29 protein-coding genes are annotated in these 21,838 nt (G+C 71.8%); 5 read left to right on the top strand and 24 right to left on the bottom strand.

All coding sequences use genetic code 11. From position 1 onward, the window contains the following. Window positions 1-2 precede the first annotated feature (2 nt). From ACZ7FF_RS41190 to ACZ7FF_RS41135, 12 genes are all read right to left on the bottom strand, one after another. Entirely contained in the window at window positions 3-260 is a 258-nt protein-coding gene (locus ACZ7FF_RS41190; RefSeq protein WP_470819424.1) for a hypothetical protein, read from the bottom strand. Further along, a complete protein-coding gene (locus tag ACZ7FF_RS41185; RefSeq protein ID WP_470819423.1) occupies window positions 257-703 on the bottom strand; it encodes an ASCH domain-containing protein in 447 nt (148 codons plus the stop codon). Before ACZ7FF_RS41185 ends, ACZ7FF_RS41190 begins: the two co-directional genes overlap by 4 nt. After that, window positions 700-1,374: a GGDEF domain-containing protein gene (locus ACZ7FF_RS41180; RefSeq protein WP_470819421.1), complete on the bottom strand. Its 675-nt coding sequence runs from the start codon at window positions 1,372-1,374 to the stop codon at window positions 700-702. The genes ACZ7FF_RS41185 and ACZ7FF_RS41180 overlap by 4 nt, the downstream gene beginning before the upstream one ends. 90 nt (window positions 1,375-1,464) lie before the next feature. Next, the gene (locus tag ACZ7FF_RS41175; RefSeq protein WP_470819420.1) at window positions 1,465-1,767 is read right to left on the bottom strand and encodes a hypothetical protein; all 303 of its coding nucleotides are present in this window, start codon (window positions 1,765-1,767) and stop codon (window positions 1,465-1,467) included. Window positions 1,768-1,875: 108 nt separating this feature from the next. Further along, window positions 1,876-2,859, bottom strand: coding sequence for an AAA family ATPase (locus tag ACZ7FF_RS41170; RefSeq protein ID WP_470819418.1), 984 nt, complete (start codon window positions 2,857-2,859; stop codon window positions 1,876-1,878). Then, window positions 2,856-3,206 carry a hypothetical protein gene (locus tag ACZ7FF_RS41165; protein WP_470819417.1) on the bottom strand — a complete coding sequence of 117 codons (351 nt, stop codon included), beginning with the start codon at window positions 3,204-3,206 and terminating at the stop codon, window positions 2,856-2,858. The genes ACZ7FF_RS41170 and ACZ7FF_RS41165 overlap by 4 nt, the downstream gene beginning before the upstream one ends. Continuing rightward, window positions 3,203-3,712: a hypothetical protein gene (locus ACZ7FF_RS41160; protein ID WP_470819416.1), complete on the bottom strand. Its 510-nt coding sequence runs from the start codon at window positions 3,710-3,712 to the stop codon at window positions 3,203-3,205. Before ACZ7FF_RS41160 ends, ACZ7FF_RS41165 begins: the two co-directional genes overlap by 4 nt. A 117-nt stretch (window positions 3,713-3,829) precedes the next feature. Further along, window positions 3,830-4,294 carry an RRQRL motif-containing zinc-binding protein gene (locus ACZ7FF_RS41155; protein ID WP_470819414.1) on the bottom strand — a complete coding sequence of 155 codons (465 nt, stop codon included), beginning with the start codon at window positions 4,292-4,294 and terminating at the stop codon, window positions 3,830-3,832. Between the two features lie 195 nt (window positions 4,295-4,489). Further along, window positions 4,490-4,732, bottom strand: a complete 243-nt coding sequence (locus ACZ7FF_RS41150) for a hypothetical protein (protein WP_470819413.1) — start codon at window positions 4,730-4,732, stop codon at window positions 4,490-4,492. A 110-nt stretch (window positions 4,733-4,842) separates the two neighbouring features. Further along, window positions 4,843-5,097, bottom strand: coding sequence for a hypothetical protein (locus ACZ7FF_RS41145; RefSeq protein WP_470819411.1), 255 nt, complete (start codon window positions 5,095-5,097; stop codon window positions 4,843-4,845). Between the two features lie 47 nt (window positions 5,098-5,144). Further along, a complete protein-coding gene (locus ACZ7FF_RS41140) occupies window positions 5,145-5,936 on the bottom strand; it encodes a hypothetical protein (RefSeq protein ID WP_470819410.1) in 792 nt (263 codons plus the stop codon). Between the two features lie 62 nt (window positions 5,937-5,998). After that, window positions 5,999-6,493, bottom strand: a complete 495-nt coding sequence (locus ACZ7FF_RS41135) for a hypothetical protein (RefSeq protein ID WP_470819409.1) — start codon at window positions 6,491-6,493, stop codon at window positions 5,999-6,001. Between the two features lie 224 nt (window positions 6,494-6,717). Here ACZ7FF_RS41135 and ACZ7FF_RS41130 point away from each other — a divergent pair, with 224 nt between their 5' ends. Beyond that, window positions 6,718-6,879, top strand: coding sequence for a hypothetical protein (locus ACZ7FF_RS41130; protein ID WP_365103581.1), 162 nt, complete (start codon window positions 6,718-6,720; stop codon window positions 6,877-6,879). Here the strand turns inward: ACZ7FF_RS41130 and ACZ7FF_RS41125 are convergent, their stop codons facing one another. The 12 genes from ACZ7FF_RS41125 to ACZ7FF_RS41070 all read right to left on the bottom strand — a co-directional run bounded on the left by ACZ7FF_RS41125 (window position 6,880) and on the right by ACZ7FF_RS41070 (window position 17,740). Beyond that, complete coding sequence (locus ACZ7FF_RS41125) at window positions 6,880-7,068, bottom strand: hypothetical protein (RefSeq protein WP_319770365.1); 189 nt, start codon at window positions 7,066-7,068, stop codon at window positions 6,880-6,882. A gap of 80 nt (window positions 7,069-7,148) precedes the next feature. Continuing rightward, window positions 7,149-9,290, bottom strand: a complete 2,142-nt coding sequence (locus tag ACZ7FF_RS41120; RefSeq protein WP_470819407.1) for a chromosome segregation protein ParM — start codon at window positions 9,288-9,290, stop codon at window positions 7,149-7,151. 81 nt (window positions 9,291-9,371) lie between these two features. Then, entirely contained in the window at window positions 9,372-9,791 is a 420-nt protein-coding gene (locus tag ACZ7FF_RS41115) for a conjugal transfer protein TraB (RefSeq protein ID WP_402200613.1), read from the bottom strand. Window positions 9,792-9,812: 21 nt separating this feature from the next. Next, complete coding sequence (locus tag ACZ7FF_RS41110; protein WP_470819405.1) at window positions 9,813-11,594, bottom strand: ATP/GTP-binding protein; 1,782 nt, start codon at window positions 11,592-11,594, stop codon at window positions 9,813-9,815. Between the two features lie 561 nt (window positions 11,595-12,155). Beyond that, complete coding sequence (locus tag ACZ7FF_RS41105) at window positions 12,156-12,464, bottom strand: hypothetical protein (protein WP_470819403.1); 309 nt, start codon at window positions 12,462-12,464, stop codon at window positions 12,156-12,158. Continuing rightward, window positions 12,461-12,940 (bottom strand): hypothetical protein, encoded by a 480-nt coding sequence (locus tag ACZ7FF_RS41100; RefSeq protein WP_402200619.1) that lies wholly within the window; start codon window positions 12,938-12,940, stop codon window positions 12,461-12,463. Before ACZ7FF_RS41100 ends, ACZ7FF_RS41105 begins: the two co-directional genes overlap by 4 nt. Before the next feature lie 115 nt (window positions 12,941-13,055). After that, a complete protein-coding gene (locus ACZ7FF_RS41095; protein ID WP_470819401.1) occupies window positions 13,056-14,777 on the bottom strand; it encodes a DUF2637 domain-containing protein in 1,722 nt (573 codons plus the stop codon). A gap of 257 nt (window positions 14,778-15,034) precedes the next feature. After that, on the bottom strand, window positions 15,035-15,841 hold the full coding sequence (locus ACZ7FF_RS41090) for a hypothetical protein (protein ID WP_470819399.1): 807 nt from the start codon (window positions 15,839-15,841) through the stop codon (window positions 15,035-15,037). 234 nt (window positions 15,842-16,075) lie between these two features. After that, on the bottom strand, window positions 16,076-16,378 hold the full coding sequence (locus ACZ7FF_RS41085) for a WhiB family transcriptional regulator (RefSeq protein ID WP_224222533.1): 303 nt from the start codon (window positions 16,376-16,378) through the stop codon (window positions 16,076-16,078). A gap of 159 nt (window positions 16,379-16,537) precedes the next feature. Then, window positions 16,538-16,723 carry a hypothetical protein gene (locus tag ACZ7FF_RS41080; RefSeq protein WP_402200625.1) on the bottom strand — a complete coding sequence of 62 codons (186 nt, stop codon included), beginning with the start codon at window positions 16,721-16,723 and terminating at the stop codon, window positions 16,538-16,540. A 70-nt stretch (window positions 16,724-16,793) separates the two neighbouring features. Beyond that, on the bottom strand, window positions 16,794-16,958 hold the full coding sequence (locus ACZ7FF_RS41075; RefSeq protein WP_470819397.1) for a hypothetical protein: 165 nt from the start codon (window positions 16,956-16,958) through the stop codon (window positions 16,794-16,796). A gap of 173 nt (window positions 16,959-17,131) precedes the next feature. Then, entirely contained in the window at window positions 17,132-17,740 is a 609-nt protein-coding gene (locus tag ACZ7FF_RS41070; protein WP_470819396.1) for a hypothetical protein, read from the bottom strand. A 436-nt stretch (window positions 17,741-18,176) separates the two neighbouring features. Between ACZ7FF_RS41070 and ACZ7FF_RS41065 the strand changes: the two genes are divergently transcribed. From ACZ7FF_RS41065 to ACZ7FF_RS41050, 4 genes are all read left to right on the top strand, one after another. Beyond that, window positions 18,177-18,968, top strand: a complete 792-nt coding sequence (locus tag ACZ7FF_RS41065) for a GntR family transcriptional regulator (RefSeq protein ID WP_470819395.1) — start codon at window positions 18,177-18,179, stop codon at window positions 18,966-18,968. Between the two features lie 120 nt (window positions 18,969-19,088). Further along, entirely contained in the window at window positions 19,089-20,522 is a 1,434-nt protein-coding gene (locus ACZ7FF_RS41060; protein ID WP_470819393.1) for a helix-turn-helix domain-containing protein, read from the top strand. Between the two features lie 4 nt (window positions 20,523-20,526). Next, a complete protein-coding gene (locus tag ACZ7FF_RS41055; protein ID WP_470819391.1) occupies window positions 20,527-21,207 on the top strand; it encodes a RibD family protein in 681 nt (226 codons plus the stop codon). Further along, window positions 21,207-21,674, top strand: coding sequence for a cytidine/deoxycytidylate deaminase family protein (locus tag ACZ7FF_RS41050; RefSeq protein ID WP_470819389.1), 468 nt, complete (start codon window positions 21,207-21,209; stop codon window positions 21,672-21,674). Before ACZ7FF_RS41055 ends, ACZ7FF_RS41050 begins: the two co-directional genes overlap by 1 nt. Window positions 21,675-21,838 lie beyond the last annotated feature (164 nt).

Here is a 21,838-nt window from a genome sequence, read left to right as displayed (position 1 = left end):
GTTCAGGCGTGGTCCTTGCTCTTGCCGCTCTTGGGCGGGTCGGAGACGAACCGGGTCTCGCCGGGATGCGCCGCGTTCCAGAGCTCCGCGCACGTCTTGTGCACGGCCTCTCCGTCGTGGGACCTCAGCGGAGTGGTCTTCCGGCACAGCACGCACCGCTCGGGCCAGGCGAAGTGCCTGCCGTCGTGCCAGTCCAGGAGTTGGACCGGCACGGCGGGCGGCTCGGGCGGTGCGGGTGCGGGTCGACGGCGGGTGCTCACGGACGCAGGTCGGGCAGCTGCTGACGCACCTGCGCGACCAGGTCCTCGGTGGGCTTCCATGGCCCGAGCTGTCCGCGTGCGGGGATCGGCAGGGCGAGCTCCTGGACGTCGGCGAGCTCGAGGTGCCACAGGCCGGGCTCCGCCCACTCGGTGCAGGGCGGGGAGCCGTCCGGGTCCTGGTGGCAGCCGGTCAGCCGGGCGACGCCGATCACGGCGCCGGTTGGCAGGTCGCGGCCGCGGATCGTACGGGCGACCAGCGGCACGCGCAGGGCGGGCCGGTCGATCTGCAGGCCCGAGTGCAGCAGCACCAGGCCACGCCAGGACCAGGGCTGCGGGCGGTTCTCGATCGTCTTGGCCCCGGCGACGATGGCGGTGGTCCACGGCTGCCTGACGCTGATTCCGCGGATCCAGTCGCCCGCCGGCGGAAGGGTTCCGGTGCTCATGCCGCTCGCCCCCAGACTGCTGTGCCCGGCCGTCCGGCCCGGCGGCCGTTGACGGACGGAAGCGTGGTGTGCGCGGCGGTGGCGAGGTGGGCGCGGCCGGAGTGCTTGCCGTCGTACAGGGCGGCGTCGGCGGCCCGCTGCAACAGGCTCAGGTCGCGGGTGCCGATCACGGCCGGGGTCGCGGCGCCGACCGAGGCGGCGACGTCGACGGTGCGGCCGTCGTCCAGGACGACCGGCGTGTGCAGCATCCGGACCAGCTGCGCGAGGCGCTGCTCCAGGCGCGCGGCGGTCACCTGGACGACGACGGCGAACTCATCGCCTCCGAAGCGGCCGACGGACGCGCGCGGGCCCGCCCACGCGGTGAGCCGGGCGGCGGTCGCGGCCAGGACGGCGTCCCCGGCCGGGTGCCCGAAGTCGTCGTTCACGGCCTTGAAGTGGTCCTGGTCGACCATGACCACGGCGAGGTCGTCGTGGCGGGCCAGGAGCCGGCGCGCGCGGGCGGTGTAGGAGTCGCGGCGCAGCAGGCCGGTCAGCGGGTCGCGGCGGGTCGCGGCGAGCTGCCGGTGCAGCGTGACCGCGTGGACAGCCCAGCCGGTCAACGGCACGGCGGCGGTCGTCAGTAAGAGGGTGCGCTGGCCGATCTGGCCCTGAACGCGCAGGAGGGACGACATACTTGGGTTCTCCGTCTCGTCTCGTACGGGATGGATGGGCCCGGGGCAGCCGACGAAGCCGCCAAGCAGAGCGGCTGTCCCGGGGCGGAGCTACAGCGCGAAGTCGCTGCGGGTGGTCCAGCTGACGGGGTTGTTCCAGAGGCCGGCCTTCGCGGCGGGCCACTCCATCTGCCAGCCGGGCCGAAGCCCGCGCGCTCCCCAGCTGTCCGGCTGCTTGCCGGGGATCTCGAGTCCGGCCGTGTGCGCGGCGAGCGCGGCGTCGTACACCTCATGGGCGCGACGCAGGGCCGCGGCGGGGGAGTCGGCGACGCCGGTGAAGACGTGCACGCCGCGCCGGGCCGGGTCGGTGGTGTCGTGTATCGGGACGTCGACCTCGTAGATCCGCAGGTACATGACGTCCAGCTCCTCTCTGTGCTCGGTGGTGAGGGACCACCGCGACCGCCCCGGCCTCCGTCGTGCTGGAGGCCGGGGCGGCACGGAGCGCCCGTCACACCGCGCGGATCACGCGACCGCGTCCGCGTACTGCGCCTCCAGGTCGGCGCGGCCCTCGGGGTCGTCGCCCTGGAGGTCGTGGTCGTCGGCCTCTTGGTCGACGTCGTCAAGGCCGCCGTGGACGGTGCAGACGATGTCCGGGTCGCTGTCCATGTGGCCGGTCAGCGCCTTGTGCAGGTCGGTGACCGAGTAGGCCGGCGCCCACGCCTGCCCGGCGCACTCCGGGTCAAAGGGGCAGGGCAGCAGGACGTCGAAGCCGAAGTCGCCCTCGCCGTCGACGTCTTCGCGCAGCGCCAGGGTGAGGTACTGCTGCCCGAGGCGGATCTCCGCGACGCGGTCCCGGCCGGTCACCAGGTCCGAGCCCGGCCGCCACCGCCACAACGGCAGGATCTCCGGGCCGAAGAAGCGGCGGGCCAGCCACAGGTCGCCCAGGCCGTCGCTGCCGTCGCGCCCGAGTTCGGCCTCCCTCACCCGCGAGAGCCGCTTCAGGAACGGCTCCAGGCGGTACAGGGCGTCGGCGAAGACGACCGTGTTGAAGCCTTCGGCGGTGAGCCGCTGGTGGGAGTGGACCATGGCCTGGTGCTGGGAGCGGACGACGTCCTCGGGCACGCGCCGGTTGTCCGACCGCGGGCCCTGCCGCTCCAGGCACACCGGCAGCGGCGTGGCGACGACGACCGCGACGGTCGGCATGCCGTGCCGCTTGGCGGCCATCACCAGTTCCACCCGCACGGACTGTTCGACGTTGGTCGCGTCGATGACCGTGTTGAGCTTGCGGGCCATCCGGCGTTCCAGGATCAGCTTGAGGACGTCGGCGGCGTCGCCGGTCGCGCTCTGGTCGCCGGGGTCGTCGCTGACCGTGCCGCGCAGGGCGTCGAGGGAGAGGACCTGGGAGGCCGGCCAGGTGCGGGCCAGCGTCGACTTGCCCGCGCCGGAGGCACCGATCAGCACGATCAGCCCGTTCTCGGGCAGGTCCGGGTACAGCACCGAGGTCATGCGTCGTCTCCTTGCGGGTCGAGGGAGCGGGCAGCCCAGTTCAGGCGCTGCCCGGCGTTGTCGGTGAGCAGGGCGGCGGCCTCGTGCAGGGGGCAGGAGGCGTCGCCGTCGCGGTCTGGCTCGATCTGCTCCGCCCTGCGGGCGGCGGTGGTGACCAGCTGCGCGAGCATCGGGATGAGGCCGCCGGGGACGTTGACGTCCTCCTGGAGCTCGCGCAGGATCGCGGCGAGCTCCTGGCCGTCGACGTCGTCGGCGCTCAGGTCGTCCTCGATCTGCTGGAGGGCGAGCTGGGCGATGCCGACCGAGGCGCGCACCCGGTCAAGGCGGGTGCGGGGGCGGCCGGTCACCGGGTGGTGGCCTTGGTGGTGGCGACCACGGCGGCGACGGTCTCCCAGCCGTGGTGCCAGGCGGAGTCGAGGTGGAAGGCGCCGTTCATGCCGAAGTCGGCGAGCTTGTAGAAGCCGCCCTTGCCGGTCTTGGTGGCGATCTTCTCCAGCAGGCCCTTGCCCGGGACGCGGCGGTCCGCGGCGTAGTGGGTCGTGAAGGAGATGGCGAGCGCGGCCGCGGCGGCGGCCGGGTGGACCTTGATGCCGAGTGCGCGGGCGCCGGCCCCGGCGACGATCGCCTGCGTGGCCGTGTAGGTCAGGCAGTGCGTCAGGCACGCCTTACGGCCGTCGGCCGTGCCGTGGGTGGTCTTCTCCTCGGTGTCCGGGTCGACGTAGGTGACCGGGTGGTCGTCGGAGGCGCCCTTCACGCGGGCGCAGAAGTCCGACTGCACCCAGAAGTCTCCGATCGCGCTCCCGGCGCGGGTGAGTCCGAGAAGGGCGGCGAAGACGGCGGGACGATGCTGCATGCTGGATCTCTCCTGAGCTCGAAGGGGTGAGGGAGCGGGCGGCCGGCCTTTGCCGGTGCTGCGGCCGCCCGGTTGTGCGGGCCCCGTCCCGGCCTGTGCGGTCGGGACGGGGCTGGCTCACGCGGCCAGCCGGTGAACGTCCGGGGCCGGGAGGGTCATGAGGCTGCTGGGGTCGACGGGCGTGCCGTCGAAGCACTCCAGGCAGCAGCCGAGTTTCTTCGAGAGGCAGATGTAGAACCGCCTCCCGCACTGGCCACAGGTCTGCCGAGCTGCCATCGCCTGATCGAGGGCCCACTCCTGAGCGAGCGTCGGCACCCGCTTGGGCACCGCCAGGTCGACGCGGAGCAGGTAGCCGCGGGTGGGGTGACGGCAGGACCACTGCGGGCGGGTCGCGCACAGCCTGCAGCGCAGGATCGCGACCGGGCCCTCGTTGCCGCCGGGGCTCAGCCCCATCTCTCGTAACTGCCTGCGGGTGACCAAGCCTTCGGGCACCGTGCTGCGGTCGTACTCGGGCAGCGCCGCGTCACTGCGCGGCACCCGGGTCACCTCGCGGCGGCGGCGCTTCTTCCTCGGGCGCGGCATCACCTGCTCCAGGCGCCGGGCAGCCGGTCGGGGCGGTGCGGGTAGCGGGGGCCGGGACGCTGCGGGCGGGGCCGGCCGATCCGGCGGCGCGGGCGGGGAATGAGCACGAGCAGTTCCTCCAGTCGTCGGTGAACAGCGCTGCACCCCGCCGACGTCGTGCTGGTGTCGGCGGGGTGCAGTGGTGGTGCGGCTGGGTTATGCGGCGAGGCCGTGGGCCGTGTGCGTGGAGTGCTCACCGGGCGTCGCTGGCGCGGGCGTGGTGTGGCCCGGCCGGGGCGTCTCCGGCTGCTGCGCCGGGGCGCCGTGCAGGTGGGTGCCGACCAGGTAGCCGATCAGCAGCCCGGTGACACCGAAGACCTTGTGGCGGTTGACCTTCCACCAGGTCGGCGCCGGGGGCTCGGTGAGCACTCCTATGACGGCCGGGGCTTTCGCAGCCAAAACGGGGTCTCCTTCTCGCTCGGGGTGGGGTGGTGCGTGCGGCCGGGCGGCCTGTCCGGTCCTCGCCGGCCCCGGAGGCGGGGCGGGCGAGGGCCAGGCAGAGCGTCAGGTCAGCGGGCGGTGCGGAAGAGGCGGGCGGCCCACGACCGCAGCCGGTCGAAGCGGGTCGGGTGGGTGTGCCGCCAGGCGGTGGGGAACACGTCGTGCTCGGTGGGGAAGGAGCGGGACGCGCCGCACGTGCACGTCCAGGTGTACGGCTCGGGGCGGGTGTCGTCGCGGGTCGCGGTGACCTTGGCGGGGAGGCCGTCGTGGCTCCCGTGGAAGGTGCCGACCCAGAACTCGGTCTGCTCCAGCTGCGGCTTCATCAGGTTCCCTTCGGTGCGCGGTGGTGGTGTGGACGGGGCGGCGCTGGTCAGCGCTGGAGCGGGTGGATGTTGTCGGGACCGAGGTCGTCGCCCGCCGGGGTGGGGGCGGGGATGGTGGCGTGCAGGTGGATCGCGGGGTTGAACTGGTACTGCGGCGGGTGGTTGTGGACGATGGGCCGCAGGGTCAAGCCGCGCAGGGCGAAGATGCTGGCCAGTGCCCACATGAGGGCGGCGAGCCCGGTGGCGGCGGCGCGGCCTCCGGCCGGGGCGGTGGACCAGATCATGGCGAGGCTGCCGATCCCGAACAGCAGCCAGGCGATGCGGGCTCCGGCGTTGCCGAAGAACCCGCCGACCAGACCGAGCAGCCCGGTCAGTTGCCAGAACGCGTACAGGGCGGCCGGGGCGACGGACAGGTGCGCGGCCTGGTCGGCGAGGAAGACGCGGACGGGGTGGTCGACCGTGCCCCACAGGCCGCTGCCGTCACCGGCGCTGGTGGCCGGGACGGTGGACAGGCCCTTGAGGGTGGCGGAGGCGATGTCGCCGGCGGCGTCCAGCATCAGCACGATGAGGCTGAGCCCGCCGAACAGCGCGGCGGCCTTGATCCAGTTGGCGACCTCGTGCCAGCTGGCGTGCCGGGCCTGGAAGACCTCTTCCCACCGCTGGTAGAGGAAGCCGCCCTCTTCCCAGGACTCCTTCCACGCGGCGCGCAGCCGGGCGAGCCGCCGGGCGCCGGGCTTGCCGTCCAGTTCGGGGGCCGGCGGCACGGGCGGCAGCTGGTTGAGCACGTCGAGGAAGGACGGGGTTTCCTGGCCGTTGACCGGCTTGTCGTTGTTGGGCATGGCGTAGCTGCTCCTTCGGCGAAGGGATCGGTGAGTGGGCGGTGCGCGCTGGCCGGAGCCGGTCAGCGGATCTCGTTGCGGGTGCGGGCGAAGAACGCGCCGCGCGTGGTGCTGTTGTTGTGGATCTCGGTGTGGTGGGTGACCGGACCCTCGAAGACGTTCTTGGTGACGGCCGCGCGGGCCTTGCTGATCGCGCCGCCGATGGCGGTGGCGGCCATGGCCAGGCCCGCGAAGGGCAGGGTGACCATGAGGACGCTGTTCAACGTGACGGAGGCCAGGCCCTGGAGCACGAGCCAGGCACCGCAGCCGATGCCGGTGACCCCGGCGCCCACGCCGATGGAGGCCACCGCGATCCCGGCCGCCCAGGCCGGGACGATCCGGTGGTCCTCCTGCTTCACGGGCGGGGCGGTGCCGAAGGCCGGCGTCTCGGTGTCGTCGCGGAACGAGGTGGGGTGGTGGCGTACGGGCTTGCTCGCCCATTCGTCGAGCAGGCGGCGGGCTTCGGCCGCGGCCTCGGACTCGGGCATGCCGGACTGGGTGGTGTTCAGGGGGTCCATCGGGGGTCTCCGATCACGCGGGAAGGGGCGCGCCCTCCTGGCCGTGATGGCCGGGAGGGCGCGTGGGGGAGTGGCCGCGCGCAACGGCGGAGGGCGTCGCCGGAGTCGTGTCCGGCGGCGCCCTCCGGCGTTGTGCAGCGGGTGAGTTGGGGCTGACGGGTGGGTAGTCACCGCACCGGCGCCCCGGGCATCCTCGATCCGACAGGCGCGGTGGAGGGAATCGGGTGGAGTTCGTCTTCGAGTGCGGGTGGTGCGGCGGGGACAACTTCTTCGTCGGCAAGCAGGTCGGCTTCTGGGTCGACAAGTGGGAGGTCCCCGCGGAGTGGGACTGCCGCTTCTGCGAGGGGCTCAACTACACGCCCGACCCCCCGTGGACCGAGGCGTAGTCAGAAGCTGGAGATCAGTCCGGCGAGCGAGACCAGGCCGCTGTTGATGGTCGGGGCCAGGCCGGTCGCGGCGAGGGTGAAGCCGAACAGCGTGCAGGCCAGCGCGGAGCCGACGCGGACGTAGCCGCCCTTGACCAGGACGACGACGATGATGCCCAGCAGCACGGCGGCGGAGATGGACAGGGCCACGGTGGTGGTGCTCCTTCACAAGGGGTCGGGTGGGGCCGGCCGTGCTCGGGCTGGCCGGCCCCGGGGATGGGTGGGGGTGATCAGGCGTCGGTGAGGCTCTTGATGGCCTCCAGCGCCTGGCGGGGAGAGGCGACCTGCTCGGAGCGGCGACCGCCGCCCTTGGAGCCGCGCCCGCCGCCGCCCTTGCCGCCGCCTCCGCCGCGCCGGCGGGAGCGGCCCTCGCCGTCGTCGTCCTCGTCGGGCTCGGGCCAGAACTCGCCGGGCCTCACGGGCTCGTTCCAGTCGAACCACAGGCCGCGCTTCTCCAGCTCGCTGATCTCGTGGTCGGTGAGCCGGTTGACCTCGTCGGGGAACAGCTCGGACAGGTCGGTGTCGAAGTCCGCGTACAGCGACCGCATGAGAACGGCGCGGCCGTTGTCGAGGACGATGACCGCGACGCCGCCCGTGCTGACGCCGTTCTCCGGGTCGGCCTCGCCGCGCATGGCCCGCTCGATCGCGGAACCCTCGGTGCGGGAGTAGCGGGCCGGGATGGTCGGCACGTCGTAGGCGTTCTCCATGGTGCCCTCCGCCGCCTTGCGGGTGGCGCCGGGCGAACCCATGTTGAAGATGACCGGCCTCGAGTTCTGCCGCAGGTTGTCCTTCATCTCCGTGGAGAACCCGTTGTGCGCGAACGGCGACTGTCCGGCCGGGTTGAAGCCGATGCCGTACTTCAGGCCGGTGACCGTGAGGTCCTCGCCGTCCTTCTGGATGAACTCGCCGAAGTCCGCGTCCTGCGCCGCGGTCATGAACTCATCCCCGTACACGTTCAGCTGCCGGTACGGGCAGCGCGGGTCGCCGGGCTTGTAGTCGTGCGGCTGGCCGTCGTGCGGCCAGGGCATATCGGCGCGGATCTCGCACAGCGCCTTCGCTGCCCGCAGCGAACGGGCCATCCACAGCGCGTTCGAGCCCTGCCGGTCGATGTAGCGACCGAGCACGGTGGTCTTCTCGTCCTTGCGGACGGTGCCCAGCCAGACCACCTGGCCGTCCAGGGACTGCGCGGCCATGTGGATCGCGAAGAACTGCGTCTTGCCGGACCGGCTGACCCCGAGGGTCAGGCCGTGCGCCGGGGCGTTCTTGTCGTGCTGGTACACCATCGTCTTCACCGGCTGGCCGGTGATGGTGAACCCGCACACGTACATGCCCTTGGCGTCCGGGGTGAGCAGCTCGCGGGTGGCGGAGAAGATCTGCGACAGCGGCGGCTCATCGAACGCGCTGATCAGGAACTCCGCGCCGTCGATGAGGACGAACACGCAGGAGTCGTCCTCGGGCAGCTTCAGCGCGCGGCAGACCTTGGCGAGGTCGATGCGCGGGGTCTCGGTGGGGTCGGCCATCTTCGCCCGGTAGAAGGTGACGCCGCGTTCGTCGTCGCGGGTCTTGTGGACCAGCTCGGAGCCGGGGGCGCCGCCCTTGGGCCCGCCAACCTTGTCCGTCCAGCGTTCCTGGTCGGTCGGCTTGGTGCGGCGCCGCTGGTTGGCGTCGGGGGTGATGTGGGCCTCCATCCAGCCGGGGCCGCCCTGGCGGCCGGGCTGGATGGCGACCTCCGCCAGGACGACGTCGCTGGAGTGCACGCCGAACGGCGCGGCGACCGCGGCCTCCGACAGGCCGGTGATCGGCCGTCCGGTCTCCGAGGCGCGCAGCAGGATCGTCATGTCGTGCTGCTGGCCGGGGTGCCGGGTGGCCTTGACGATGTGGGTGCGGCCGGGCATCCCGGCCTGCTCCCACAGCACCCGGGCGTCGCGGGTGAGCAGGTCGGCTCCGTCGTCCGGCTGCGCCACCGACTCCTCAAGGACTTCGGCGGGCGCCGGCTGCGGGGCCGGAGCGGCGAGGGCGGGGCGGTGGCGGCGGCGGGTGTGCCGGGAGAACGGCATCACCAGGTAGCCGGCCGCCGCCCATCCGGCGGCGAGCAGCCCGTCCAGCCAGTACGGGCCGAAGCCGGTGGTGTGCCCAGCGGCGACGTCGACGGCGGCGGCCAGGACCAGCGGGGACCAGCGCAGGATCTTGCGTCCGGCGCCGGGCTCATCGCTCTTGGCGGCGAGGAACCAGCCGCCGATCCCGGCCGCGCCGGCGAGCTGCACGACCTGGTTGACGGGGCTGTCGGGGTAGAGGTTCGGAGCCACGGCCAGCACGGGCGCGGCGAGGGTGTAGGCGAGGCGTTCGAGCGCGACGCTGCGCGGCGTGGTCACCGGCTTCTCCTTCGGCGAATGAGCACGGGCGGCCCCGCGTGGTGCGGGGCCGCCCGTGTGAGGGGTGAGTGAGGGGAGCGGTCAGCGGTTGAAGAACCCGGGCCGGGGCGTCTTCTCGCGCCGGTTGGAGCGGATGTCGTCCAGCGCGCCGTACAGCTTCGAGTGGGTGCGCTTGGTCTCGTAGGTGAGGTCGGCGGTCTCCTGCGCGGTGTCGTGCAGCTTCTTGACCTGCACCCCGGCGCCCCCGAGGGCGACGCTGACGTTGCTGGTCAGCTCCACGAACTTCGGGTCGAGTTCGGCGTTGCCGACGTCGCGGGCCGCGTCCTCAGCGCGCTTGGCGTTCCTCATGATGCTGCGCATGAGCTCCTCGAGGCCGAGCCCGGCGTCGTCGAGCGCCTGGCCGAGGGTGTCGAGCTTGGCCTGGACGGCCTTGTAGCGGTTGTCGCCGTCGGCCACGGCGGGCGCCGCGCTGCTCGGGCGGGGTGCGAGATCGCTACTCATCAGCGGGTTTCCTCCCTGTTCCTAGTCGTGGTGGGCGGCGGCCGACACGTACTTGAGGCCCGCGTCTTCCTTGGCAGCCATGTCCTGGCCGTAGATGCGGGCGACCATCGAGGCCGCGAGCTTGGCGGCCTCCAGGGCCAACCCGCACTCGGTCGCGCACCGTTCGGCCTGCTGCTTCATGCGGGCCGCGGCGTCGGCCAGGTCCGAGATGAGCTCGGTGACCTCGGTGGTGACGTTGTGGTCGCCGATCAGGTCGGTGGCCATGTCCCGCAGGGCGTCGGCGACCTTGTCGAGGGCCTCCGCGAGGGCTTCGGCCCGCTCCTGGTCGGAGGCGGCCTGGATGGCGATGTTCGCCATCTCCATCAGGTACTCGTCGAACGTGATGTCCGTGCGGTGCTGGGCGGCGAGGCCACCCCCGCCGGACGGCCTGCTGACCTCCGAGCTGCTCACGCTGCTCCCTTCCGTGCTGGTCGGCCGACTGGTGCCGGGCCGTGCGGTGTGCCGCTCCGGCGCGGGCGGCAGGCCCCGCACGCCGGTCGTCATGGCCGCGGGCTCGTCGGGGACGATGTCCGCGTCGACGATGTCGTCCCCGCCCTTGGCGTCGGCGCGCGGCGGGCGGGTGGGACGGTCGGGCCACTCCACCGTCGGGGTGGAGTCCTCCGCGCCGAACGGGCTGTCCGCCGGACGGCCACGCCGACCGGTACGACCCGTGCGGCCCGTACGACCGCGTCCCGTCCGGCCGGTGCGGCCGGTGCGGCGGGTACGTCCGCGTCGTCCGGCCCGGCCCGTGCTGCCAGTGCGCCGACGCCGGAACCGCCGCCGCTTCTTCGCGCCGTCAGACGCCCCGTCACCGGCCGTTGAGTCGGTGCCCGGCGTATCACCCGCCTTGCCGTCCTTCGCGGCGCTGGAGGCCCCGTCGGGGGCGTCCTTGGTGGTCTTGGCGTCCTTGCCGTCGGTGCCCTTGGCCTTGGAGTCCTTATCCTTGGTCAGGCTCACCTTCTCGGTGCCGGCCGCCTTGGCGTCCTTCGCGTCCGCGGCGGCTTTCGCGTCGGCGCGGCGCTTGTCCCAGCGGCGCTGTGCTTCCTCGCCGACGGCCTTGCCCAGCGTGGTGCGGCCCGGGTCGGCCGACGCCGCGGCTTCCCGCTTCGCCTTCCGAGCCTCAGCCCGCTGCGCCTTCCTGGCCCGGCGGTCCTCCCACGCCTGCTGCTGCTGGGCGCGGGCCTGGTCGCGGTCCTTGCTCCGGTCCGCGACACCGGCGGCGTGCCCGGCGGTGCGCCGTTCCTGCCGCCCGGCCTGCCGGACCCCGGCGCGCTCCTGGCGGCCGCGGGCCCGCTCGGCACGGGCGCCGGACGCCTGACTGGCGCCGTCACCCCGGGAGTTGCCGTTCCGGCCGGAGCCGCCAGAGCCCGTCTGAGCGCCTTTCGACCCCCCGGACTGACCGCTGCGCCCGGAACCGGCTGCGCGGCCGCCAGAGCCCGACTGGGGGCCCTTCGTGCCGCCCTTGCCGCCTCCGGCGCCCCCGGTCGATCCGGTCCCCGAACGGCCGCCGGGGCCGCCGGAGTTGGAGCCGCGCGAACCGCCGGACCGGTTCGGCCCGGCGCCGGAGTTGTTGCGGGACGGACCGCTGCCGCCCCCGCCGCGCGAGGACCCGCCCCCGCCGCCGGCCTTCGAGCGGCCCTTGTCCGCCCCCAGGCCGGAGCTGGACGACTTCGTGCGGTCGGCGTCGGCCTTTCCGCGCGCCGCCGCCTTGTCGCCCTTCGCTTTCATCATCGCGGCGTGGAGCTTTCCGTTCTGCTCCATCATCGCGACTTCCTGCGCGGTGCGGCCCTCCAGCAGCGCCGCCTTCCGTGCTATTTCAGCCTCACGGAAAGGCGCTTCGCTTTCGTGATTGGCCCGCGCCGTTTCCAGCCGGAATTCCAGCCAGTCACCGAGACGGTCAGCGAGAGAACGCGGCTGAACGTATTCGCCTTCGAATTCGATATCCGCGTCATCGTCTGCTTCGGGCGGGGAAATCCCGTCCGAGCGCAGCGCCATTGCCGGGTCCGGAGCAGCCGGAATCGTCGGCAGCTCCATCGTCGTTTCCTCCGGGGTCTCCGGGGGAGCGGCCGGAATGTCTTCCGGCGGCGGAATGGTGTCGATGAAATCCGGGGTCGGCGGCAGCGAGTACGTGGAATCGCCGCTCCACGGGCCGTGGACCAGGGTTCCGCCGCCGGTGTCGTCGGACTCGTCGGACACAGGGCACCTCCCTTCCAGGGGACTTGACAGACAGTGGGGTCTCGTGTGCACGCGCGTGCACGTGCACGTGTGCACGCTTTACGCGCGCGAGGCCCCGCCGGAGCCCGGCGGGGCCTTCGTGGGTGACGCTCAGCTACGCGGGCCGTGCTGCTTCAGGACGGTGTCCGCGTACTGCATGAGGTGGTCGAACAGCCGCGGGTCGCCCGCCTGCCGCTTCTCCAGCACGAGCTTGAAGAGGCGGCAGACCAGCGTGAATGCGGCGATGACGTCGCCGCGTCCGGCCTTGATTTCCTTGGAGATTTCGGACCGAGTAACGCGGAGCCAGAATTCCATCCGGCCGACTTCCCCGCGACTTTCGATCGCCTTGCGCTCTTCTTCCTGCAGCCAGCTGTTCCGCCCTTGAATGGAGCGTTCAATGCTGCTGAGGGGGCGCGTCACGCCGACTCCCTCCTACCGAGGTCGTAAATCGACGTGGGGCCACCATACCCGGAATTCTGGGTCTGCGCACCCTGCTGGGGCGGATTGGGTGCGGCCTGGAGGCTCGGCGGGTTCTTCTTCCGCTGCCTTTCCAGCTCCTTTTCCTTCCTGTCCTTGGCCGTATTCACAACGGCCTCATCGTGGGCACGGCGCTTATAGGCGCTCTTTTCCAGGCCCTCAGTGAGGTTGTTCAGGTTCTTGAGGACCTGCCCGAGGGCCTTTTCCACGGGCATCGCGCGCAGCCTGGCGTGGTACCAGCGGTCGCCCTCCACGTGCGTGTCGCGCAGGTGCACGCGGGTCTCGTGCGCGAGGGTCTCCAGGTTCTTGCCGATGTCCAGCAGGACCCGCTGAACGTCGGCCAGGTACCGGGCGGTTGCCTCCGGGCTCTGCGCAACGTCGCGCAGAGGGGAGTAGTTCGGGTCGTTTTCGCTGTTCACGGCGGGGATTCCCTCCTGGTGTACTTGTGGGGGCTGTGACTGCTTCCGGCAGTCGCAGCGAGGGCCAGCCCGAATCCCGCGGGCTGGCCCTCACTGGTGTGTGCCGGACGGTGGATCAGGGGCGGTAGCCGCCGGCGAGCAGCTCGGCTGCCTCCTGGCGGTACTCCGAGGCCGTACCGGGCGAGGTGACCGCCAGCTCGTGCTGGATGTCGGCCAGCGGCAGCCGGTCGGCGTCGCCGCCGGCCACGAGGATCATCCGGGCGACCCGGCGGACCGCCCGCTCGCGCGGCTTGAGCTTCGCGACGTCCTCGGCTTCGACCGCGCGCTGCTCGACTTCGGCAGCAGCCCGCCGCGTTTCGGCAGCAGCCCGCTCGGCTTCGGCGGCCTCCCGCTTGGCACGCGCGGCGTCGGCGAGAGCGACCTCCTGGAGGCGCTCCTCCTCAGCCTTCTTGCGGTCGGCTTCGGCAGCGGCCCGCCGCGTTTCGGCAGCAGCCTTCTCCGTTTCGGCAGCACGCCGGTTCGCTTCGGCAGCGGCCTTGCGGGCTTCGGCGATGGTCTGGGTCTCGATCGCCTGAGCCTCCGCCGCAGCGACCCGGTCGGCCTCCGCAGCTTCCTTCCGCTTCTCGGCTGCCTGCCGCTCCAGTTCCGCCGCCCGAAGATCAGCAGCGGCCCTGGCCTCGCGCTCGTCGGACTCCTTGCGCTCCGCCTCCGCCTCACGTGCTCGGGCTTCGGCGACCACCGCGTTGTCCAGCGCCTCCTTCTCCAGCGCGGCGGCCCGCTCTGCGGCGCTGACCTGGGCTCGGGCGTAGGCGCGGGCCTGGCCGGTCTGGCCGTCGACCTCCGCCTGGACCAACTCCACCTTGCCCTTGGCGCGCAGCCGCTCGGCTTCGGACTCCGCCTTGGCGACCTCGCTGCGCGTCTCCGCGTCCAGGCGGCGACGCTCGGCTTCCTCCGCACGCTCCTGAGCTGCCTGTTCCTGCTCATCGGGCATCGCCAGGGCCTGGTCGACGGTGTAGCCGTACGGCGCCATCTTCATCGGCAGCAGCTCATCCTCGGACGCCTTGGAGATGTCGCCCTTGTACTTGCGCTTGAGCCACTGCTCGTACGCGATGAGCTGCTGGTCACGGCGGATCATCTCCGGGTAGGAGGTGACGCCCCACAGCCGCATCCGGCGGAAGATCCGGGCCGTCGCGATCGGGGCGAGGATCCACCGCAGCAACGGGATCGAGTCCCGTTCGGCCTGCTCAGGCCGGACAACGCGGTCGATGGCGTCACGGCCCAGCTCCACCACGGTGATGAAGAGGACCGGCACGACGCCGTGCGCGCCGGCCGCGACGTAGTCGATCAGCTTCCAGGCGCCCTCCGGGGCACCGGACGCCGCGTTGAGGACGACCGTCGCGGCCGTCAGCAGCCACACCGGATAACGAATCCAGCTGATGGGGCGCTTGAGCCAGGCCATCAGCAGGTCGACCGCGATCATCACCATGATGCCGACGTCGACGCCGACCGCGAACAGCTGGCCCTTGCCCAGCGAGCCGAAGCGGAGCTCCTTGAACGCGAAGTCCGCGACGTGCTCGAAGGACAGGTACAGGCCGATGCCCGCGAGGGCGAGCGCGGCGATGACGATCGCTCCGGTGGTCCACTTCTGGGTACCGGTCAGCTTCGCCGGGGAGCGGCCCGTTCCGGTTCCGCTTTCCGTATCCGAAACGAACTCCGGCGCATCCGAAACGGTGCCGGTCGTCCGCGAAACCGGCTGAGGTGTTCCCGAAACGGCGGCCGGTGCGCTCGTGTCGGGGTCGGGTTCAGCCGCGGTGCGCGGCCAGTCGGTGATCGTCATGTGGGGCCTCCGAGGGGGCGTTCAGGGCGTGCGCGAAACGGCGGGGGCTGCTCCCGAAACGCGGCGGCGCGTTCCCGAAGCGGGGGTCGGTGCGGTCGGTTGATCACGAAACTGGCACCGGCTCTACCCGCTCCGCGCGCACGAAAAGGCCGGCGGCCCGGGGGGCGGGCGACCGGTCTCGCGAAGCGTCACGGGGCGGACTCGAAACTCGATGCGGCTCCCGCCGGGCGGGCGCGAAGCAGTGGCCCGTGGCAGGGTCAGACGAGCGCGCGGCGGGCCGGGTCGGTGTCACCGGCGAGGGTGGCGACCTCGCGCAGCCGCTCCCGCTGCTCCTCGATCAGCTGCGTCGCCGAAGCGGCCAGCGGGGTGGCGCGACCCCAGCGGTCGACGCCGTCCCGGACGATGCGGTACTGCGGGAGCGGGTGGGTGTAGTCGTCGACGTGGTGGATCTTCCAGTCCGACGCGTCGTACCCGAGCTCCCCCGCGACCTTCGCCAGCGGCAGCGCTTCGTCCCACCCGGCGACGTCGACCTGGTCGGCGGCGGCCTGAGCGAGTTGGAGAGCGACACCGTCGAAAGCGTCAGCGGCCTCACTCGCGGCGCGCTCCGCGTCCGTCAGGCGCATCAGCTGCGCCCGCCAGTGTCCATCTCCGGTACTCCAGAACTGCGCGAAGGTGGCGACCAGTTCGTCCCGAGCCGCCGTCCACGCCGACCAGAGCGGCGCCGCCTTGTGTAGCAGCGGCGTGGCCTGGCGGCGCAGTCGGGACTGGGACCAGAGCACGCGGGCGGCGGTGTACTGGTCGCGCAGCTGGTCGCGCAGCTCCCAGTTCATCGCCGGGTCGTCGTACGCGGCGGCCGGCATCTCCGGCTGCGACTCGAAGCCGGTGAAGGCCCTGAAGCGGAAGGCGATGCTGCCGCCGTCCGGAGCGGGCCGGGCGTCCACGAAGTGCGGGTGGTAGTACCGCGAGGCATCGGCCGGGGCGGTATCCGCCGGGCTGGCCGGAGTCGCGCGGTGGGGCAGGCCGGTGTCGTCCAGCGGTGTCTTGAGCGGGATGGTGTGCGCCATCGGTCCTCCAGTGGAGAGCAGCAAGCTCGAGGTCGTTCCCGGGCGGAGCCGTGGGAAAGGCCGGCGGCCCGGCATGCGGGCGAGCGGCGTGGTGGTGCGCTGCGAGGCGGGAGGGGAGTTGCCCTTGGCTCCCGCGCGTGGACTACTCGCGCTGTCCGGCTCCCCGTCACCGCCCGTCCCGGCCGCCGTGGTGCAGCGGTCGGTGCGGGCGGATCAGGCAGCCGCCAGAACGGGTCAGGCAGCGCGGTTGCGGGCGGCGCGGCGCTTGAGGGAGCGGCGCTCCTTCTCGGACAGCCCGCCCCACACCCCGGCGGCCTCACCGCGCTCCAGCGCGCCCTGGAGGCAGGACTCCATCAGCGGGCAGCGACGGCAGACAGCCTTGGCCTCTTCCTCCTGGAGCAGGGCCGGGCCGCTGTCCCCGATCGGGAAGAACAGCTCCGGGTCCTCATCAGCGCAGGCCGCGCGGGGACGCTCGGGCGCGGCAGCGGTGGAGACGGCGCCGTAGTACGGGGTGCGTACGATGGAGGTGCGATTCATCAGGGCCTCCCAGAAGGTCCAGTGCGAGAGACAGCCCCGGGGCGGCCACCCTGGGGCTGTTCTGTGTCGACGGCCGGACGGCCGGAGCGGGCGGGAACTCCCGGCGCTCTCCGCCGGCCCCGGCCGGGACGGCGCGGGGACGACGGGCAGGGCCGGGGATCAGCGCTGCTGCTTCTGGCGTGCGTTGTAGGCGTCCTGGAGGCGAGCGAACCGATCGTGGATCGGCACCCCCTCAGCACACGGCGTCTCGCCCTGGCAGGCCGGGCAGCCGCCGGTGTGCTCGGTGGAGTCCTCGAAAGCCTTCATGTAGCGGACGAACAGGTCGTCGGTCGGTCGGGCGCTCATTTCTGGTGCCTCTCCGACCGCTGGTTCTGCTCCCGGTTCTTCTGCGAGAGCGCCTCGCGTTCGGCGTCGGTCATGCCGCCACCGCCCAACCGGTCTGCACCGCAGCGAGGTTGAGAACGAGGACCAGGGCGACGTCGACGCGGGCGGCGTCCTCGGGCTCGTAGCCCTTGGAGTCGTCCTCGCGCTCGATGTCGTCGATGATCCCGGCCCGCGGCTGCGCCGTGGTGCGTGTCATGCTGAGCTGCATCAGGTCCTCCGAGTCAGGTCCTGGACAGTCCCCGGGCCGCAATCCCAAGGGCTGTCGCGATCACTCCCCACTTGGGGAGCTGACTGCTTGTACGAGCAGCCAAGGCCCCGGCCTCCCCTCTGCGGGGTGGCCGGGGCCTTGGTCGTTCGTCCGGAGCGGGGTCAGCTCGCGCGGCGCTTGGGGTGCAGCGTCGTGAGCGGCACCGGCGGCGCACCGAGCGGCGCATCGCCGTCGGGCAGCTGCGCGCGGCGGGTGTCGGCGTCGCGGACCGCCGACTCGGTCGACGCCCACTTCATCTCGCGCAGCAGCCACAGGGGGCGGCCGTCGCCGGGCTCGTCATCCGCCGGCGTCTGCTTCTGCGCGGCGATCTGGCTGACGGCCGGGGCGACCGCGGTCTTCGGCTTGCGCAGCACGGTGGTCTTCCGGCGGTGGCCGGTCTCCGCGTGACCGTCCTCCAGTCGCTCCTGCCACTTCCGGACCGTGACGTTGACCGTGACCAGGCGGTTGCTGCCCAGGCGGCAGCGGACGGCCGCGTCCTTGCCTGCGCGGCCGGTGTCGTGCGGCACGACCTTGGGCTTCTTGGTCTGGAGGCCGGTGATCGGCACCCACGTCTCGCAGTCGGGGCAGACCAGCGACGCGCAGGCCGGGCGCAGGTCGTACTGGTGGGGCTTGAGAGTGGAGAGGGCCAGCGCCGGGCGGGAGTTGACGGTGCGGGAGCGGGTCCGGCTCCGGCGGGGGCGGGCGGTGCGCTCAAGGGTCGAAGCAGACATCTGAACTCCTCACGGACGGAGTGGCGGGGGCGCGGGTCGCGATGCTCTCTCCGCCCTCCGGGCCGCACGGCACGAGGCCGGCGTCCCGCAGGACAGACAGCGCACAGCGCTGCGACGTGCACGCAGTTGTCGCGGCCGTCAGGCTCCGGAGGAGTTCGATGGTGCTCTCGCGCCCTCGGATCCCAGCGAGCTGAGGAGGGCTACTCCGGCCGCCCCGAGGGGCGGACGACTACTGCGGTCTTGCGGTGGTGCTGAGGGGCGTAACCCCTGCTCAACGGAGCGTTAGGGCTATCGCTATCGACTAGTAGAGACCATGGAGCCGCCCCGAGTCAATAGCGATAGCTCTATTCGTGTCGATCGCTTGTGCTCGCCCATCGCTGCCTGATAGAGCTAGCCCTAGAATCAGATCCGAGCAGCACTCCGAAAGGTGGCTCCGATGCCCGTCTCGTACCGCGAGATCGCCGCTGACCTGCGGCAGCAGATCAGCGAGGGGCGGTACCTGCCGGGCGACAAGCTGCCGATGCTGACCGAACTTCAGGACCAGTACGGCGCCGGCTACCAGACGGTGCGAAGCGCAATCACCCTTCTGGAGCAGGAGGGCCTGGTCGTCGCGGTGCGCCGCAGAGGCACCATCGTGCGCGAGCGTCCGGAGAAGCGGCGCATCACCCGGTCGCGGCAGGTGTTCCGCGATGAGATCGGCTACTTCTTCGACCAGACCGCCCAGACTTGGGCGGCGCTGGAGGCCCCGACCATCCGCTGGGGCGTGATCCCCGTCGACTTGGCCGGCCTCATGGGGCTCGACACCGGTGCTGAGGTCCTGATCCGAGACCGAGTGATGGGCGACCCCGAGACGAGGAAGCCGAAGCAACTGGCGACCAGCTACCTCCCTGCCGACATCGCCCGCGGCACCCAGCTCGCGGAGGCCGACACCGGTCCCGGCGGCATCTACGACCGCCTGGAGGAGATGGGACACCGTCCGCTGCGCTGGAGCGAGGGTGTCTCGGCTCGCATGCCCTCCCCCGAAGAGGCGGAGGCGCTGAACCTTCCGGCCGACGTAGGCGTTCCGCTCCTGCGCGTCGTGCGAGTCGCAACGAGCCCCGACGGCAGGGTGGTTGAGCTCAACGACACCAGGATGAGCGCCGAAGAATTCGAGATCGGCTACTCGATCCGCCGCCATGCGAGCGCTCGACTCGCTGACGACGACGGAGAACCTGACGACGACCACTGACCACACCCCCTGACCGGGCTCGACTGCTCAAGTCGGTTCTAGTTGCGGGGGAGACGCGAGTTCCAGATCTGACATGTGGCCGAGTGAACTGGCCACACTGGCCACAGGGATTGGGGCGGGATGGCGCAGAAGGCGAACGAGCTGACCCCGTGGGTCTCGCCGTTGCACAACTGGGGATACCAGCTGCGCGAGCTGCGAAAGACACGCGGCCTGAGCCTGCGGGGCCTGGCCGAGCGAGCCAGGATCGACCACAGCCACCTGGCACGATTCGAGCGCGCAGAGCGGAAGGCTGACCGTGCGCAGGCCGCACTGCTCGACCGCGAGCTGGGCGCGAACGGCATGCTGTTCCGGCTGTGGGAGAGCCTCGACGACGACCGTGGCCATGTGGCCAATCCATCGGTTCATGTGGCCAAGTCCTCTGTGGATCTGGCCCTGGCCTTACCGGACCAGGCAGCGTCGGACGGTGAAGGGATCTCTGTCCCGTGTCGTCTAGCTGATGGGTCGGTGGTTTGGGTGGCTCTGGATCGGCGTGCGCTGCTGCGCGCGGGGGTGGGGCTGGGAGCCGTTGCGGCGGTCGGTGTCGGTTCGCCGGCATCTGCGACTTCGGGCTCCGTACCAGGGCTGGTCCGCAAGGCACGTGCAGCATCGGCGTACGGCTCGACACCGGTGGAGCACCTGCGCCGCACCCGCCGTGTGCTGATCGACACCGACAACCTGCTCGGGCCGCACCGGGCAGTCAGCGCGGTCCGTGACCACATCGAGGTCATCCAGGTGCTCCGACGTGACGCCAAGGGTGTCGACCGGCATGACCTCATGGAGTTGCAGACCCAGTACGGCGAGCTCCTCTCCTGGCTCTACCAGGACCTGGGCAATCCGAAAGCCGCGTCGTACTGGCTGGACCGAGCGATGCAGTGGTCGCAGACCGTCGGCGACGGCGACCTCAGCACGTACGTCATGGCCCGCAAGGCCCAACTGGCTGGCGACACCGGGGACCTGGTCGACGTGGTCGACCTCGCCGAAGCCGCCCAGCGGATGGCGCGGCCGCGCAGCCGGCTCGCCGCCGTCGCCCGCACGTACGAGGCGTACGGGCACGCCCTGCGCGGTGACGCTGACGAGAGCGCGCGGGCGATCGACGACGTCCGCAACGCCCTCGATGGCGCCGCCGCCGACCCGACGCCCTGGGGCGTTTGGCTGAACGCGTCATACGTAGAGATCCACCGCGCCCAGGGCCTGGAGGCCCTCGGCAAGCACGACCAGGCCGCGGACGCGTTCGCCGACGCCATCCGACTGATGCCCGACGGATACCACCGCGACCGCGGCGTCTACATGGCGCGGCAGGCCGTCGCGCTGGCCGGCGCCCACGCCCCGGAGCAGGCCGCCACCATCGGGATGCACGCGCTCACCGTGGCGGAAGACACCGGCTCCGGCCGCATCACCAACGAGCTCACCCGCCTCGACAAGGCCCTGATCCCCTGGCGGCGCGAACCGGTCGTCTCCGAGTTCCGCGCCGCCTTCGACTCCACCCTCTTCCACGAGACTGAAACGGAAGCCTGAGCAGATGACTGCCCGCCCGTACGTCGTGCTGTCCGCCGCCATGTCGGTCGACGGCTATCTGGACGACACCAGCCCCGAGCGGCTGCGCCTTTCCAACGCCCCGGACTTCGACCGCGTCGACCAGGTCCGCGCGGAGTCCGACGCCATCCTGATCGGCGCTAACACCATGCGCCGGGACAACCCGCGCCTCCTGGTGAACAGCGATGAGCGGCGCGCGCAGCGTGTGGCCGACGGCAAGCCGGAGTACCCGCTCAAGGTCACGGTCACCAAGTCCGGTGACCTCTCCGCTGACCTCAAGTTCTGGCACTTCGGCGGCGACAAGCTCGTCATCACCGTGGACGACGCGGTGGAGAAGGTCCGCGCGACGCTCGGAGACCTCGCCGACGTCGTCAGTGTCGGGCCGGACCTCGACTGGGGCCTGGTCCTCGATGAGCTCGGGCGCCGCGGCATCCGCCAGCTGATGGTGGAGGGCGGCGGCACGATCCACACCCAGCTCATGGCGCAAAACCTCGCCGACGAGGTGCACCTCGCCATCGCCCCTCTGCTGGTCGGGCAGCCGGAGGCGGCCCGCTTCCTCGGCGCCGCCGACTACCCCGGCGGATCGACCGCCCGGATGCGAGTGCTGGAGGTCCGCGCGATCGACGATGTCGTGCTCATCCGCTACGCGCCGAAGGAGCGCGGCTGATGTACGCGCCCGGCCGAGACCAGGACCTGCGCTGGATAAGGCGTGCGATCGACCTCGCCGCGCTGTGCCCTCCAGCTACAGGCGCCTACTCGGTCGGCGCGGTCATCGTCGGCGCGGACGGCACCGAGCTGGCTGCCGGCTACTCCCGCGCGACCGACCCTCACGAGCACGCGGAGGAGGTCGCCCTCGCTCAGCTTCCCCAGGGCGACCCGCGCCTCACCGAGGCGACCATCTACAGCACGCTGGAGCCCTGCTCCCAGCGGCGCTCGCCGCGCACCCCGTGCGCTCAGCGGATCCTTGCGGCCGGAATTCCGCGCGTTGTCATCGCCTGGCGCGAGCCCAGTCTGTTCGTCGACGACTGCGTCGGTTACGAGCAGTTGGTGCAGGCCGGGGTGACCGTGGTGGAGCTCCCCGAACTTGCTGGAGCCGCCAAGGCGGTCAACTCCCATCTGGGCAGGCTCGCGTGACGGCCATTCCGGACGGTGGCGGGCCTATCGACGGTGCTGTGTCTTCCTGCGGCGTGCTGCCGATCGTTGCAATGCCAGAGGGGGTGACATTCGCCGGTGACATCCAAATGTCACCGGCGAATGTCACCAGACGCCGCGGCAAGTCGCGTGCCACACTCACCACG

The sequence above is a fragment of the Streptomyces sp. NPDC037126 genome, from assembly GCF_055605965.1.
This window is presented reverse-complemented; position numbering and strand designations above follow the sequence as displayed.